Source organism: Reyranella sp., assembly GCF_030651995.1.
Classification (GTDB): Bacteria; Pseudomonadota; Alphaproteobacteria; order Reyranellales; family Reyranellaceae; genus Reyranella.
The window spans coordinates 98,503-112,943 of record NZ_JAUSBN010000067.1 but is presented as its reverse complement, the minus strand read 5'-3'; the positions used below and the strand labels follow the sequence as shown (position 1 = coordinate 112,943).

Below are 14,441 nucleotides of genomic sequence, written 5' to 3'. Positions count from 1 at the left end.
GGGCCTACAGGACCCGTGCCGGAGGTGCAAGCCTTCACGGCTTGCAGCGTCGATGGGGCGCTGTTAGCAAGACGCGGCAAACAAGGGTGGCGGATGCTCAGTTGGGAGAAAATCGACGCAATTCCGGGCTGGTTCATGTTCCAGTCCTATTGCGTCTGGCGTGCCCTGCTCGACCAGCAGGCCCGGACTTCCGGCGACCTGTTCGAGATCGGCGTCTGGCGGGGCCGGTCCGCGTCGGTCCTGGCGTCCTACCGGAAGGGCAACGAGAAGCTCTATCTGTGCGACCTCCGGCTGGATGAAGCCGCCGTCCACCGCTCGATCGAATCGGTCGGCGCGAAGCCCACGAACATCGTGCCGCTGTCAGGCCCGTCGGCCGACCTGCCGGCCAAGCTCGACCTGCAGGCGATGCACCAGTCGGTTCGCTGGTTCCACATCGATGGCGAGCATACCGGCACGGCCGTCTATCGGGAGCTGGAGTTCGCCAACCGGATCGTCAACACCGAGGGCATCGTCGTGGTCGACGACTTCTTCTCGCCGCGTTATCCGGCCAATACGACCGAGGTCATCCGCTATCTCGAGAAGAACCCGTTCCATTTCCGCCTTCTCGCCGTCGGCTTCAACAAGGGCTACCTCTGCCGGCCCGAGAGCCTGCCGCGCTACATGGACTTCATGGCGTCCGGCATGTCGCGGGCGCTGCAGGGCTACGGGGCGAAGACGACGATCTTCAAGACGACCGGGCCGTGGGACACCGATGCCGTCGGCATTACCGACTTCGTCGAGGATGCCGGCGCCGTCGCGGGCCCCGACAACGAGCCGCAGCGCTGGCACATGATGCGGACGCGGCATGTCTGGGGGCCGATGCGACACCTCCAGAACGGCTGGCGGATGCTGCGCGGCCGCTAAGGCCGCTGCAGGCTTCCTGCGGCCCTGTCAGGCCGCAGGTTTCGCGATCTTCATCTGATCATCGAGATCGTCGGCTATGAAATGCCGCACGACCTCGTCGAGATCCTCGTCGGTTTCGAAGCCGAGGCGTCGGGCGCGCGCCGAATCGATGCCCTGGGGCCAGCCGTCGCAGATCTTCTGGATCGCCGGATCGTGCTGCCACACGACCTTGCCGACCTTGCGGTTGCCGGCGTGGCGGCCGACCGCCTGTTCCAGCTCCCGGGCCGTCACATTGATCCCGTTCAGCAGGAGCGTGCGGCCCGGACCGAAGGCATCCGGGGGCAGATCGTGCAGGCGCATGAACGCGTCCACCGTCTTGCGCGGGCTGAGGACCACCATGACCGTCTCAGGTGTCACGGGGCAGACGACGTCGACACCCGTCAGCGGCTCGCGCAGAACCGAGCTCGCCCAGGTCGAGGCCGCCTTGTTGGGCAGGCCGGTGCGCACGCAGATCGTCGGCAACCTGACCGCGGTGCCGCGCAGGAACCCCTTGCGCGTATAGTCACGGACCAGGAACTCGCCGATCGACTTCTGGGCGCCGTAGGAGGTCTGGGGCGTCAGGGGCGTGTCGTCGGTCACTGCCGGAGGGAGATCGCCGCCGAAGGCCGCCAGCGAGCTGGTGAACACGACGCGCGGATTGGTGCCGAGCGCCCGACAGGCTTCGAGAACGTTCCGCGTGCCGTCGAGATTGACCCGGTAGCCCAGGTCGAAGTCGGCCTCGGCGCCCGCACTGACCACTGCGGCGAAATGGAACACGGTCGACGCGCCCTGGACGATCGACTGCACGGTCGCGAAATTCGAGATGTCGCCCGCCACGGTCCTGATTCGCGGATCGTCCAGGCCCGGACCCTCGGCTTTCGCGACATCGAACAGCAGCAGCTCGCTGATTTTCTGCGGCTGGCCGGAAGCCGCCGCGATCTCGCCCTGCCGCAGTAGGCGCCGTGCGAGCTTCTTGCCCAGGAAGCCCGCGCCGCCGGTGATGACCACCTTCATGTCGTTCCCGCCCGAATTCGTTGTATGCGGACGAAAGTGTGCACAGAACGCCGTCTGCAGTCTATGTTTGCGCGACATGGCAGGACCCAGCGACATCTATGCGTTCAAGGATGCCCTCATCGTCCTGGGAACGGCGGCCGTCGTGGCTCCCGTCGTGCAACGCCTCAGGATCAGCCCGGTCCTCGGTTTCCTGGTGGTCGGCGCCGCGCTGGGGCCGCACGGACTCGGTCGGCTGGCCGACTATTCCCGCGCCATCGACTGGCTGACGGTCACGGGCGAGAGACAGATCGCCTTCATCGCCGATCTCGGCATCGTCTTCCTGCTCTTCTTCATCGGCCTCGAGCTCTCGATGCGCCGCCTGATCACCATGCGCCGGCTGGTCTTCGGACTGGGCGGCCTGCAGGTCGTGCTCTCGGCCCTGGCCATCAGCCTGGCGGCTTTCTGGTTCGGCCAGCCCGCCGCTGCCGCACTCATCATCGGCACCTGCCTGGCTCTGTCGTCGACTGCGATCGTCATGGAGCTGCTGTCCGGCCAGCGCCGCATGATGTCGACCACCGGCCGTACCAGCTTCGCAATCCTGCTGGCGCAGGATCTGGCCGTGGTGCCGCTCCTGTTCCTGATCAGCGCTCTCGGTGGCCACTCCGAAGGCTCGATCCTTCAGGGCGTCATCGTCGCACTGGTCGAGGCGCTCGTGGCGGTCGCGGTGATCGCGCTGGTCGGCAGGGTGATTCTGAAGCCGCTGTTCCGGCTGGCCGCCAGCACCGACAATCCGGAATTCTTCATGGCGGCGACCCTGCTGATCGCGGTCGGATCGGGCGTGATCGCGGCCTACGCCGGCCTCTCGATGGCGCTCGGGGCCTTCATCGCAGGACTGCTTCTGGCCGAGACCGAATACCGGCGCGCCGTCGAGGCGATGATCGATCCCTTCCGAGGGCTTTTGCTGGGCGTCTTCTTCTTCTCGGTCGGCATGCACATCGACCTGAGTTTCATCTGGCGCGAACCCTTCATCGTGGTCGGCGGGTTCGTGGCGATGATGGTGCTGAAGACGATCCTGCTCGTCCCGCTGTGCCGCCTGTTCGGCGTGCCGTGGGCCGCCAGCGTCGAGACGAGCCTGCTTCTGGCGCCCGGCGGCGAATTCGCCTTCATCGGCATCGGACTTGCCACGCAGTTCGGCCTGGTCGACCCCAGGATCGCTGCGGGCGTCCTGGCCGTGGTGTCGCTCACCATGGCGACCCTCCCCTTCGTGTCGCTGTTCGCGCGCCGCGCCGCCCGGCGCGTGGCCCAGCAGGTGACCGGCGATGCTCCGGCGACGCAGCTGCCGCCCTCAGATCACGTCAAGCGCGTGATCGTGGTCGGCCACGGGCGGGTGGGCCAGCTCGTCTGCGAACAGCTCGAGAAGCACGGGATTTCATACATCGCGGCCGACCGCGACGCGGTCCGTGTCGAACGCTGGCGGAAGCTCGGCCGGCCCGTCTATTTCGGCGACGCCTCCAACGCGCTGTTCCTGCAGCGTTGCGGCATCGACGAAGCGACGGGCGTGATCGTCACACTCGATACGGCGGCGGTCGACGATGTGGTACGCGCCGTGCGAGCCCGACGGCCGGACGTGATGGTCGTCGCCCGCGCCCACGATGCCGAGCACGCCCGCCATCTTTACACGCTGGCCGTCACCGATGCCGTGCCGGAGACGATCGAGGCGAGCCTTCAGCTGGCCGAGTCGGCCCTGGTGGGCCTCGGGGTACCGATGGGCCAGGTCATTGCCTCGATCCACGAGCGGCGCGAGTCGGTGAGGGCCGAACTGCAGGCCGCCGCGGGCGGCACGGCGTCGATGACCGAGCGGATCCGCCGCGCCAGGCGCGAGAAGGTGGTCAAGCCGTGAAGGTCGTGAGCTGGAACCTGCTGCGCCTCACCGGCGCGGCCGTCGAAGACGTGGCGAAACTGATCGACATCCAGAAGCCCGATGTTCTTCTCATGCAGGAGGCGACGCAGCACATGGAGGCGCTGCCGGGCCTCGTCGGCGGCCACTTCTACCGGCTGTCGTGGTTGGGCCGGATCCACGGGCTGGCGGTCTGGAGTCCGACCCATTTTCCCCGCCCGGTGGCCCTGTCGCTGCCGGCGTCGCGGCTTCCGGGAAGGCTGCCGCGGCGGCGCGCGCAGATCATCCAGATGGGCGAGATCACCTTCGCCAACGTTCACCTCTCGCACGGCCAGCTGCTCAACCGCCGCCAGCTCACCCGCATCGCGGCGGCATTGCAGGGCAAACCATCGGCCATCATCGGCGACTACAATGCCGTCGGCCCGGTCTTCCTGCCCGGCTTCGCCGATGTCGGCCCGCGCGAGCCCACTCACCTCTCCGCCAACGTCATGCCGGTCCGCCTCGACCGCTGCCTCGCCCACAGGCTCGTCTGCAGCATGGCCGATGCGCTTGATTTCGGCCCCTCCGACCACCGGCCGATCAGGCTCGAATTGCGTGTCGCCGACACCCCCCAGGCTGCTGAGGGGCCCCTGCCGATGCCCAGGGCCCGGCCACGAGGCTTCTACAGGTAGGGTTGCAGCAGCCGTGCCGCGCTGTTGCGCAGTCTAATCGGCAGGGGGTCGCCATCGATCTCGGCAAGGGTCAGGCAGCGCTGCGGTTTCTTCGATCCGACGATCTGTCGCGCGAAGTCTGCGTCGTGCAGCTCGACGTTCAGCTCGAAGTTCAGGCGGAAGCTGCGCGTGTCCCAGTTGGCGCTGCCGATGAATGACCAGGAATCGTCGATCGTCATGAGCTTGGAATGATCGAACGGCGCCGGCATCATCCAGACGCGGCACCCCGCCTCGATCAGCGGCCGCAGCGGCACGCGCCGCGCCCAGTCGAGGATCGCGTGATTGGAATTCTCCGGCAGCAGGATGTCGACCGTGATGCCGCGCATCGCGGCCAGGCCCAGCGCCATGGTGAGCGGCTCGCCCGGCAGGAAATAGGGCGTCACGACGCGGATCGATTCGCGCGCGCAGGAAATGGCATGCAGCGTCACGAACTCGATCTGCTCCATGTCCTCGTCGGGGCCGGAGGGCACGACGCGCGCCATCACCGTCCCGACCGGCTCGAGCCGCGGAAACCAGTCGTCGCCGAGTTGCTCGCCCGTCGTGAACTGCCAATCGTCGGCAAAGGCATCGGTGAGCTGCTCGACGACCGGGCCTTCGATGCGGAAATGCGTGTCGCGGACGGGATGGGCCGGATTCCCGGCAATGACGTTTTCCGCTCCGATGTTGAGCCCGCCGGTGAAGGCCACACGACCGTCTATGACCAGCAGCTTGCGGTGATTGCGCAGGTTCACGAGCGGCGTGCGCCAGGGGAAATACGAGTGCAGGAAACGCGCGACTGGGACGCCGGCCTTGAGCAGCCGGTTGTAGGTCCCCGACCAGAAGTAGCCGCCGCCGACGCCGTCGATCAGGACGCGTACCTTCACACCACGCTGCTGGGCCTGGATCAGGGCCCCATGGAATTTCTCGCCTGCCGAATCGTCGCGGAAGATGTAACTGCACAGTCCCACGGTCGTCTTCGCCCCGGCGATCTCCTCGAGCATGCGCGGGTAGGCCTCGTCCCCGCTGTGCAGCATCTCGACGAGGTTGCCCGGCTTCGACGGCAGGCCCGTCAACCGCCCGACCGCGTATTCCAGCGGCGTCAGCGAATCCCGCGTCACGGCTGCCGTGGAGCCGGCCCCGGCGAGCGGCAGATGTTGTCGTCTGAGCCTTTGGGCACGCCGCTTGACGCGGTTGATCCCCATGATTGCGTAGAGCAGCCCCCCGAGGAAGGGCGACAGCCAGGCGATGCCGATCCATGAAACCGCGGCGCCGACGCTGCGCTTGTACAACAGAACATGGACCGTGACGGCCACCGCAATGGCGACGTGGGCCACCGCGGCCGCGGTTCCAACCAACGCCGCTACATCGTCATCGAGAGTCACTTCGCCCGTTCCCCCGGCCCTTGCAACGCGGCTGGTCGAGGGACTGTTCTAGCGGCGGGCACCACCCAACACCATGCGATTAGTGTCTGCTTCGGCCGGAATGCCCGTTACTTGCTCACGTCGACAACCACTCGACCGCGAACCTCGCCCTTGAGGATCTTGGGGGCCAGAGCCATCAGATCGCCCAGGCCCGCCTCGCTCACGGTGCTGTCGAGCTTGTCGAGCGGCAGGTCGCTCCCGAGACGGCGCCACGCCTCCTCGCGCGGCGCCTTCGGCAGCATCACCGAATCGATGCCGTAAACCGACACACCGCGCAGGATGAAGGGCAGGATCGAGCCGGGGAAGGACGGGCCGGCGGCGAGGCCGCAAACGGCCGCCGCGCCACCGTACTTCACCTGCGCCAGCGCGCGGGCAAACATCACGCCGGACACGGTGTCGACGACGCCGGCAAAGCGCTCGCCGAGCAGCGGCCGGTCTGGCGCTTCGGTCAGTTCCTTGCGGTCCATGATGGTCGTGGCGCCAAGCGACTTCAGGTATTCGCCTTCCTGAGGCCGCCCGGTCGCCGCGACCACTGCGTAGCCAAGCCTGGCCAGGATCGCGACGGCGACCGAACCGACCCCGCCCGCAGCCCCCGTCACCAGGATCTCGCCTTTCGTGGGATCGACCCCGTGCTTCTCGAGGGCCATCACGCAGAGCATGGAGGTATAGCCCGCCGTGCCGATCGCCATCGCGCGTCGGGTCGACAGGGAACCCGGCAGCTTGACGAGCCACTCACCTTTCACGCGCGCCTTCGTCGCGTAGCCGCCCCAATGCAGTTCTCCGACGCGATAGCCGTTCAACACCACCTTGTCGCCCGCCTTGAACGCGGCGTTCTCCGATGTCTCGACCGTGCCGGCAAAGTCGATGCCGCCGACATGGGGCCAAGTCTTGACCAATCCACCGCCGGTCGTGAGCACGAGGCCGTCCTTGTAGTTCAGCGTCGAATAGTCGATCGCCACGACGACGTCACCCGCCGGCAGCCTGTCCTCGGCCAGGGTTTCGATGGCGCCGCTGACCTTTCGGTCGGCACCCTGAGTCAAGACAAGCGCACGGAATGTCATGGAAGCTCCCAATCGAATTGAAGCTGCTCTGTAGCAAGACCGCCGAGCCACAAACAATCCCGGCGCAAGCCCCGTTTCGCTGTTCTCCCACCAGTCCGGCGATCACTCCCGGCCCGCCGAATCGACCATTGCACCGATCGGCCCGCTGCTCCCGGACCCCAAAAGGGCGCGGCGCCTGCAAGCAGACCCACGACATGCAAAAAAGAGGAACCGGAATGCTTCAGGCCTGACAAGGTAATATGTCGATCAGGCTACGGGGAGATAATGGACGCCTCCTGCGTACCGCTTTTCATGTTCGAACCCTATCGCCTCCCCATCCTGTCGACGGTGCCTCGCTCGGGCACCTGGTTTCTGCGCTATCTTTTCTCCTTCCTATGCCATCTCGAACAGGGCGGCCGACTCGACGATCTCCTGACCGGTGAAGTCGTCGGCAATCCAGATGGGGCGACCTTCGACTTCAGTCGGTTCAGGGGAGGTCCGCTGTTTCGAGTGGCCGGGACCCTGCCGGCCGAGCACATGTTCATCGGTCATGCGGTGTGCCCCGGTTTCCACGACATGATCCCGGCAGGACACTGGTGGCGACAGACTTCCTTCCATGTGCCCGGCTATGACTGTTTCCACGAAGAGAAGAGCTATCGGCATACGCCCGTGGACCTGGCGAGCTACAACTATGCTCCCGTCAAGGTGGCGGCGATGGATCGGGCGGCACGCAAGGGACAGGGAGCGCCGATCGCCCTCGTCTACCGCAATCCGGTCGACCAGGCCTTCTCCTATTTCCGCTACTGCCAGGCACACGTGGGTCCGGCGTACCATTTGTTCCGCGGTCGCCCGGTCGCCCTCATGTCCTTCCGGGAATACCTGTTCGAAGCGGCGCTGGTCTCCTATGCCCGCCAGTTCATTTCGTATCAGCTCCAGGCGGAGCGGTATCCCCGCCTGGTAAAGATGATCCCCTACGAAAGCCTGATCGACCGGCCGGTCGAAACGGCGACGTGTCTGCTCGACCATTTCTGCACTGCTCGCCGAGAGTGGCCGATGCTGCCCGCTGCCGTGCGACTGGTGCGGAAGGAACACATGCGCGCCATCGAGGGCAAGATTGGCAGCTCGCTCGACGGCACCCGCAACGGTCAGGACAGCCACATGCGCCCGTCGGGGGATGCCGAGCGGGACAGGCTGCCGGACCCTGCGATTCGTGACGAGGCAATTGCGCGGTTGACCGAGTTGGGCGTGGATTGCAGCCTCCTCGCCTGGACAAGCCATCGCGCCACAACAGTTAGGCAGGCACTGCCGGGAGACGTTCGACAGCGAGAGCGCGCCTCGCGCTGAAAAGCTCGTCTACGCTGGCGATTGTCCACAATTCAGCTGTGGCCATGAGATGCTTGCCAAGCGTCGGAGCGGCCCCCAACTCTATGGCCATGCCATCCTTTTTCAGCCTCCTGCCCCATCGCAGTGTGATTTCCGTTGCGGGTCCCGACCGCGTCGAGTTCCTGCAAGGGCTGATCTCCAACGACACCAGGAAGGTGGCGCCCGATCGTGCGATCTGGGCCGCGCTGCTCACGCCGCAGGGACGATTCCTGAACGACATGTTCGTGGCCGAGTCCGGGAGCGACACGTTCTACCTGGAGACCGAACGAGAGAGGGCGCCGGCTCTTGCGAAGAAGCTCAAGATGTACACGCTGCGCTCCAAGGTCACCGTCGAGGATCTGGGAGCCGCACTCGAAGTCGCCGCGGCGTTCGGCGACGATACGTCGAAGGCCTTCGGCATCGAAGGAGCGGTGTCTTTCGACGATCCACGACTGGGGACGCTGGGCGTCCGCGTGATCGCCCCGGCGGGACAGGCCGCGACGCTTCTTTCGGCCCGCGGCTTCACCGAAGCGCCCCTTGCGTCCTACGACGCGCTTCGCCTGCCGCTCGGCGTACCCGACGGCAGCCGCGATCTTCAGGTCGAGAAGGCGCTGCTGCTCGAGAACGGCTTCGACGAGCTGAACGGCGTGGACTGGAAAAAGGGCTGCTACATGGGCCAGGAGCTGACGGCACGCACCAAGTACCGCGCCCTGATCAAGAAACGCCTTTTCCCCGTCAAGGTCGAGGGCGCGCTGCCCGAACCTGGCACGCCGGTCCATCGCGACGGCGAGGAAGTGGGTGAATTGCGCTCCGGCACGGGCGATCGCGCGTTGGCGATGCTGCGGCTCGATGCAGTGCGCGGCAACGGAGCCCCGCTCACGGCCGGCGGCGCACGCCTCCTGCCGGAAACCCCACCCTGGATGCGCCTGCCGGATCCGGCGACCTCTGGCGGGTAGAGCCTACGGGCTTTAAAGTCGCTCCACGCCGCTCGCGCGAGGAGAAGACCGTGAAGCTCATCAATCCCAATCCCTTCACCACGCGCCCAGAGATCGTCGGCACGTTCGGCGTCGTTACCTCCACGCACTGGATCGCGACCGCCGTCGGCATGGGCATCCTCGAACGGGGCGGCAATGCCTTCGACGCGGCCGTCGCCACCGCCTTCACCCTGCAGGTGGTCGAACCGCACCTCTGCGGTCCCGGAGGCGACGCTCCGCTGATCCTTCACGACGTGCGCCGAGGCAAGACCGAGGTCGTGTGCGGCCAGGGACCGATGCCGGCCGGCGCGACCATCGCCCATTACAGGGGACTGGGCCTCGACCTCATCCCCGGCACGGGTCTGCTGCCCGCCTGCATTCCGGGCACCTTCGACGCCTACATGCTGGTCCTGCGCGACTACGGCACGATGCGCCTGGCCGACGTGCTGTCGCCGGCCATCGGCTACTGGCTGAACGGCCATGCCATCGTCGAGCGCGCGACGGCGACCATCGCCACCGTGGCCGAGCAGTTCCGCACCCATTGGAAGACGTCGGCCGCGGTGTTCCTGCCGGGCGGCGATGTGCCGAAGCCTGCCTCTCTCTTCCGTAACGTCACCCTGGGCAACACCTACGCCCGTATCCTCAAGGAAGCCGAGGCCGGCGGCGGCGGTCGCGAGGCCGAAATCGAGCGGGCGCGAAAGGCCTGGAACCAGGGCTTCGTCGCCGAAGCGATCGACGATTTCTGCCGCACCCAGGAGGTCATGGACGTCTCCGGCAAGCCCAACAAGGGCGTCCTGACCGGTCAGGACATGGCCAAGTGGCAGGCCACGGTCGAGGCGCCGCTGACCTACGATTATGGTCGGTACACCGTTTGCAAGGCACACACCTGGACGCAGGGCCCGGTGGTCCTGCAGCAGCTCGCCCTGCTCAAGGGCTTCGACCTCGACGGCATGGATCCGACCAGCCCCGATTTCATCCACCTGCAGGTCGAATGCCTGAAGCTGGCCTATGCCGATCGCGAGGCCTTCTACGGCGATCCCGCCTTCGTAGACGTGCCGATGCAGACCCTGCTGTCGGATGCCTACAACGCCGAGCGCCGCGAATTGGTCGATCCGGCTTACGCCTCGATGGAGCAGCGGCCCGGCAAGGTCGACGGTTTCGGCGGTGTCGTGAAGCTCCGCCGGGCGGACGGCGCCCGGCTGGGCGTGGCCTCGAGCGGCGCCGGCGAGCCGACCGTCGGCCGCGTCGGCCAGACCACTGGCGACACGGTGCATTTCGATATCATCGACAAGGACGGCAACATGATCTCGGCCACGCCCTCGGGCGGCTGGCTGCAGAGCTCGCCCGTCATCCCCGAGCTGGGCTTTCCGCTCGGCACGCGCGGCCAGATGTTCTGGCTGGAGGAAGGCCTGCCGGGCTCGCTGGCGCCGGGCAAGCGCCCTCGCAGCACGCTCACCCCAACCCTCGCCCACCGCGACGGCAAGCCGTACATGGTCTGGGGTTCGCCGGGCGGCGACCAGCAGGACCAATGGATCACGCAGCACTTCCTGCGCCACGTTCACTGCGACATGAACCTGCAGGAGGCGATCGACGCGCCTGCCTGGCACAGCGAGCACTTCCCCTCCTCCTTCTGGCCACGCACCGCGCGACCGGGCGTGCTGGTGCTGGAGGGGCGCATTCCCAAGGACACGGTGGCGGAACTCAAGAAGCGCGGCCACGAGGTCGAGGTGAACGACGAGTGGTCCGAAGGCCGTCTCACCGCCGCGACGCGCGACGATCCGTGGCGCAAGGCCGCCGCCAATCCGCGCGGCATGCAAGGTTACGCGGCCGGCCGATGAAGGCTCATCAATGAACCTGGCGCCGGCTTACCGATGAGTGGGGCGCTGTTGGAACTGCTCGGACCGATGGTGGACTTTCCCTCCGACGATGGAGTCGTCGACGGTATCGACCTGGCCGTGGGCGGCCAGATTGTGTTCGAGGGCGCGATCTGCTGATCCTTGATGCGCATCCGATGCGCGGCCTGCGCGACGCGCTCGACCCGCGACACAAATAGGCCGCTCGGGACTTCAGTGCGGCAGCGAGGTATCCACGGTTGCGAAGGCCGCGACGTTGCTGGTCAGCATGGTGACACGCTCCTCGACAAGGAGCTGGGACACCGCCAGGAAGTGCACGAGTTCACCGTCGCCCAGACGCTCGGCCTCCTCGATCATCTCCCTCACGCTGTGCCATACCCTGAACAACGCTGCCGCTCGCTTCTTCTCCGAAAGCGGCGCACGACCGCGCTGCCGCCGAGTATTCGGTTCGACGATGATCTCGAAGACATCCGTCATTTGTACCCGCCTGACGCCTTGCGCGTGGAACGTCTCTCCCGCTCCCGGCCGATCGCCGGTTACCCAAGCCTACCGCAAAAGCGGTGCCAAGCGAGGGCAATCCGGCACGAGGTTCTTCCGACCTTTGTGGGGGCCTATCCGGTTCAGGTGCGATCGGCACCGACCGGCAGGCCTGACGGATCGACCTGCGGCTCCTTGCGCAGCGTCACCGACTCGGGTGTCTCGGTCGCGGGCAACGGCTTGCTCGGATCGACGGCCCGAACCATAGCCACGACGCGCTTGGGTCCCTTGCCGGTATCGTCGGCTTCGAGGCGGCGCCAACCGTGCCTTTCCCAGTACTTGATGTCCTGCGGCAGGGCCTGCGTGTAGAGCATCCTGCAGCCGCGGCTCTCGGCGATCTTGGCGCAGCGATCGATGAGGAGCTGGCCGATGTCGTTGCCGCGGAAGCGCTTCATCACCGCCAGCCGCTCCGGCATGGCGAAGGACTGGAACCAGCGCAGGCGCACCGCGCCCGCCGGCTCGTCGCCCAGGTAGGCGATGATGTGGGTGGCGCCAAAGTCGTGGCCGTCGAATTCCTCCGAGTACGGCACATCCTGCTCGCCGATGAAACAGGCGGCGCGAACCGCGAAGGCCTGAAGGGAGTCTTCCATCTTCATGGCCAGCTTGATGGTGACGGCCTGGCCGCCGATCGAACGTGTGTTGGTGCTCATGTGTCCCACTCCCCTCAGCTCGCGCGCCGCTCGGTCCATTCCGCATGCGGACAGGACGCACCCCGCTCCATCGAGTCTTCCAGGATGCCCGGCATGTCCAGCTTGTCCTCCGGACGGTTCAGCACCATCGGATCGGTCAGCACGGTCGGGGCGTCCGGGCCGACCTCGAGATCGCACGCGAATGCGCCGTACTCATGGTCGGAAAAGTGGAAGACCGTGTCGTCGACCTTGCGGAAGCCGTCCTTTTCGAAGATCGGCCAAAGCCGCTTCTGACCATGGAGGTAGGCCTTGGGGTAGCCTTTCTTGCGGCAGAATTCCTTGGCCCATCGCACGAACGGCAGGAACAGACCGTACGACCGGTAGCGCTTCAGGATGATGGCACGCTCCAGCTTGGCGAAGCCCGAGAACCAGCGCACGCGGATCGAGGCGGCCGGCTCGCCGTCGACGTACAGGATCAGGTGGCTGGCCGTGTAGTCGTTGCCATCGTATTCCTCCCAGTATGGGCACTCCTGCTCGCCCATGAACACGGCGGCGCGCAGCATGAAGCATTGCATCATCTCGTCCGAAGTCGATGCGAGCTTGATCGTGATCTCGGGCCGGTTGCTCGGACCCACCGTCTCCTGTTCAGTCATCTCAGTCCCCTTCAGTCAAAACGCCATTGTCATTCCGAAACTGTCGCCCTCCGGCTGAAACGATCGGAAGATTTCGTGAAATCTGCGCCAGCACATCGGTGACGATCGGCGGCGTCATGCCTTTGGCCCCGCGCCGGATCGCGGTGGCCGAGATCTTGTCGCGGCGCAGGATGCACCAGGGGTAGATCCAGCCGCACTCGTCGCAGATCTGCCGCACCAGCATCCCGCCGAAATCCGTGCCGTGGAGCGTGTGAAGCCGTACTGCCGGATGGCGTCGCCTGATCTCGGCGATCACGCCCTGGAAACCCTTGGCGTAGTAGGTCTCGGAGTAGACGGCGACCTCGACCTTGTCGGCCATACCGGCTTCGGCCAGCGCCAGTTCGATCAGCGCCACGCGCGTTTCCGGTGGCAGGAAGACGTTCCCGGTCGGGAAGTAGTCGACGTTGGAATCGGCCTTGTCGGTCTTCTCGTAGACCTGGAAACCGTCCTTCAGGTGGCCGACCCGAAGCTCGCCCTTTCGGAATGCATCGACGTGCAGCTTGGGAACCAGCACCGGATGAATGATGACCTTGTCGAGCCCGCGCTCCTCGATCGCCGCCTGGATGATCGAAAGGTGGGTGTTGTGGAATGGATTGAACGTACCGAAATAGAGACCGATGCCGCCCTTGGGTGCCGCAACGGACCGCAGGTCCGACAACAGGCCGACCAGGAAGAGCGTCCCGCCGAGGCCGAAACCCAGGAAGAGGAAGCCCTCGCGGGCACCCGGAACACCTGCAGTGCCCAAGGCCGCCAGGGTGACGTTGACCAGGAGCCCGACCAACGTGTTGCGGTTGGCGTCGCCCACGCCCCGCGCGACGAGGAAGCCGCCGAGGTACTGCGTTCCCTGCGACGCCAGGGTCGTGACGAGCGCTGCGCCGGCTATGCCGCCGACGGACGCCATCCCGAGATGGTTGAGCGCACCCCCCCATAACATCAGCCAGAACATCACCAGGTTGAACGCCAACTGTGGGATGAACCGCCCAAGCCGACCGGCCGTGACGAAGCCGAACTGGTTGTTCGCCCACAGTTCGGCCTTGTTACTGAGCTTGGCGTAGCTCGGCAGGAATACCCCAACGAAGATTGACACGCAGATCAGGACGGGGTTAGCCCAACTGCTGTGCGCGTACGCATAGCTCACGTATGTTAAAAGTCCGCCAAAGGCGGCCATGCGCGTCGAAGGACTGCGCAAATAGCGGCTGATTTTGCGGCCGCGAACGCCGGCTGGCGTTGATTTTCCGTCAGAGCCGATAGCGGCCACGGGCAGCACTCCTGTCTCGTTGCGAGCGTCAATCCCGTTACATACAACCGAAAAATTGAGCCGCGAATACGTGAACTGGAGGTGCCGAAGGGTCCGTCGCGGTCCGAGGAGCGGCCTATCCCCCAAAAACAAGACGGAAAACGACATTTCACCGATAATCGTGTACGGTAAAGTA

The 14,441-nt window shown here is 65.9% G+C and carries 13 protein-coding genes; 6 read left to right on the top strand and 7 right to left on the bottom strand.

Annotation, left to right across the window (positions count from 1 at the left end):
* Positions 1-93: 93 nt before the first annotated feature.
* Positions 94-903: a class I SAM-dependent methyltransferase gene (locus Q7V45_RS20970; RefSeq protein WP_304855701.1), complete on the top strand. Its 810-nt coding sequence runs from the start codon at positions 94-96 to the stop codon at positions 901-903.
* Positions 904-930: 27 nt separating this feature from the next.
* Here the strand turns inward: Q7V45_RS20970 and denD are convergent, their stop codons facing one another.
* The gene (gene denD / locus Q7V45_RS20965; RefSeq protein ID WP_304855698.1) at positions 931-1,935 is read right to left on the bottom strand and encodes a D-erythronate dehydrogenase; all 1,005 of its coding nucleotides are present in this window, start codon (positions 1,933-1,935) and stop codon (positions 931-933) included.
* Between the two features lie 76 nt (positions 1,936-2,011).
* On the opposite strand from denD, the gene Q7V45_RS20960 reads away from it, so the two are divergent.
* Both Q7V45_RS20960 and Q7V45_RS20955 read left to right on the top strand, forming a co-directional pair.
* On the top strand, positions 2,012-3,814 hold the full coding sequence (locus Q7V45_RS20960; RefSeq protein ID WP_304855696.1) for a cation:proton antiporter: 1,803 nt from the start codon (positions 2,012-2,014) through the stop codon (positions 3,812-3,814).
* Positions 3,811-4,482 (top strand): endonuclease/exonuclease/phosphatase family protein, encoded by a 672-nt coding sequence (locus Q7V45_RS20955; RefSeq protein WP_304855693.1) that lies wholly within the window; start codon positions 3,811-3,813, stop codon positions 4,480-4,482. Before Q7V45_RS20960 ends, Q7V45_RS20955 begins: the two co-directional genes overlap by 4 nt.
* On the opposite strand, the gene Q7V45_RS20950 is transcribed toward Q7V45_RS20955, so the two are convergent.
* Positions 4,473-5,882: a phosphatidylserine/phosphatidylglycerophosphate/cardiolipin synthase family protein gene (locus Q7V45_RS20950; protein ID WP_304855691.1), complete on the bottom strand. Its 1,410-nt coding sequence runs from the start codon at positions 5,880-5,882 to the stop codon at positions 4,473-4,475. The genes Q7V45_RS20955 and Q7V45_RS20950 overlap by 10 nt on opposite strands.
* A 107-nt stretch (positions 5,883-5,989) precedes the next feature.
* A complete protein-coding gene (locus Q7V45_RS20945; RefSeq protein WP_304855688.1) occupies positions 5,990-6,982 on the bottom strand; it encodes an MDR family oxidoreductase in 993 nt (330 codons plus the stop codon).
* Positions 6,983-7,273: 291 nt separating this feature from the next.
* On the opposite strand from Q7V45_RS20945, the gene Q7V45_RS20940 reads away from it, so the two are divergent.
* The 3 genes from Q7V45_RS20940 (at position 7,274) to Q7V45_RS20930 (ending at position 11,135) form a co-directional block, all read left to right on the top strand.
* Positions 7,274-8,305, top strand: a complete 1,032-nt coding sequence (locus Q7V45_RS20940) for a hypothetical protein (RefSeq protein ID WP_304855686.1) — start codon at positions 7,274-7,276, stop codon at positions 8,303-8,305.
* Positions 8,306-8,388: 83 nt separating this feature from the next.
* Entirely contained in the window at positions 8,389-9,279 is an 891-nt protein-coding gene (locus Q7V45_RS20935) for a folate-binding protein YgfZ (protein WP_304855684.1), read from the top strand.
* 50 nt (positions 9,280-9,329) lie between these two features.
* Positions 9,330-11,135, top strand: coding sequence for a gamma-glutamyltransferase family protein (locus tag Q7V45_RS20930; protein ID WP_304855681.1), 1,806 nt, complete (start codon positions 9,330-9,332; stop codon positions 11,133-11,135).
* A gap of 228 nt (positions 11,136-11,363) precedes the next feature.
* On the opposite strand, the gene Q7V45_RS20925 is transcribed toward Q7V45_RS20930, so the two are convergent.
* The 4 genes from Q7V45_RS20925 to Q7V45_RS20910 all read right to left on the bottom strand — a co-directional run bounded on the left by Q7V45_RS20925 (position 11,364) and on the right by Q7V45_RS20910 (position 14,266).
* Complete coding sequence (locus Q7V45_RS20925; protein ID WP_304855678.1) at positions 11,364-11,627, bottom strand: hypothetical protein; 264 nt, start codon at positions 11,625-11,627, stop codon at positions 11,364-11,366.
* 143 nt (positions 11,628-11,770) lie between these two features.
* A complete protein-coding gene (locus tag Q7V45_RS20920; protein ID WP_304855675.1) occupies positions 11,771-12,337 on the bottom strand; it encodes a GNAT family N-acetyltransferase in 567 nt (188 codons plus the stop codon).
* Positions 12,338-12,351: 14 nt separating this feature from the next.
* Positions 12,352-12,969, bottom strand: coding sequence for a GNAT family N-acetyltransferase (locus Q7V45_RS20915; protein ID WP_304855672.1), 618 nt, complete (start codon positions 12,967-12,969; stop codon positions 12,352-12,354).
* A gap of 1 nt (position 12,970) precedes the next feature.
* Entirely contained in the window at positions 12,971-14,266 is a 1,296-nt protein-coding gene (locus tag Q7V45_RS20910; RefSeq protein WP_304855669.1) for a hypothetical protein, read from the bottom strand.
* Positions 14,267-14,441: the final 175 nt, after the last annotated feature.

Coding starts and splice junctions, on each gene's coding strand:
- Q7V45_RS20935 (WP_304855684.1), top strand. CDS start 8,389: ATGGCCATGCCATCCTTTTTCAGCCTCCTGCCCCATCGCAGTGTGATT.
- Q7V45_RS20915 (WP_304855672.1), bottom strand. CDS start 12,969: ATGACTGAACAGGAGACGGTGGGTCCGAGCAACCGGCCCGAGATCACG.
- Q7V45_RS20960 (WP_304855696.1), top strand. CDS start 2,012: ATGGCAGGACCCAGCGACATCTATGCGTTCAAGGATGCCCTCATCGTC.
- denD (WP_304855698.1), bottom strand. CDS start 1,935: ATGAAGGTGGTCATCACCGGCGGCGCGGGCTTCCTGGGCAAGAAGCTC.
- Q7V45_RS20970 (WP_304855701.1), top strand. CDS start 94: ATGCTCAGTTGGGAGAAAATCGACGCAATTCCGGGCTGGTTCATGTTC.
- Q7V45_RS20920 (WP_304855675.1), bottom strand. CDS start 12,337: ATGAGCACCAACACACGTTCGATCGGCGGCCAGGCCGTCACCATCAAG.
- Q7V45_RS20945 (WP_304855688.1), bottom strand. CDS start 6,982: ATGACATTCCGTGCGCTTGTCTTGACTCAGGGTGCCGACCGAAAGGTC.
- Q7V45_RS20940 (WP_304855686.1), top strand. CDS start 7,274: ATGTTCGAACCCTATCGCCTCCCCATCCTGTCGACGGTGCCTCGCTCG.
- Q7V45_RS20925 (WP_304855678.1), bottom strand. CDS start 11,627: ATGACGGATGTCTTCGAGATCATCGTCGAACCGAATACTCGGCGGCAG.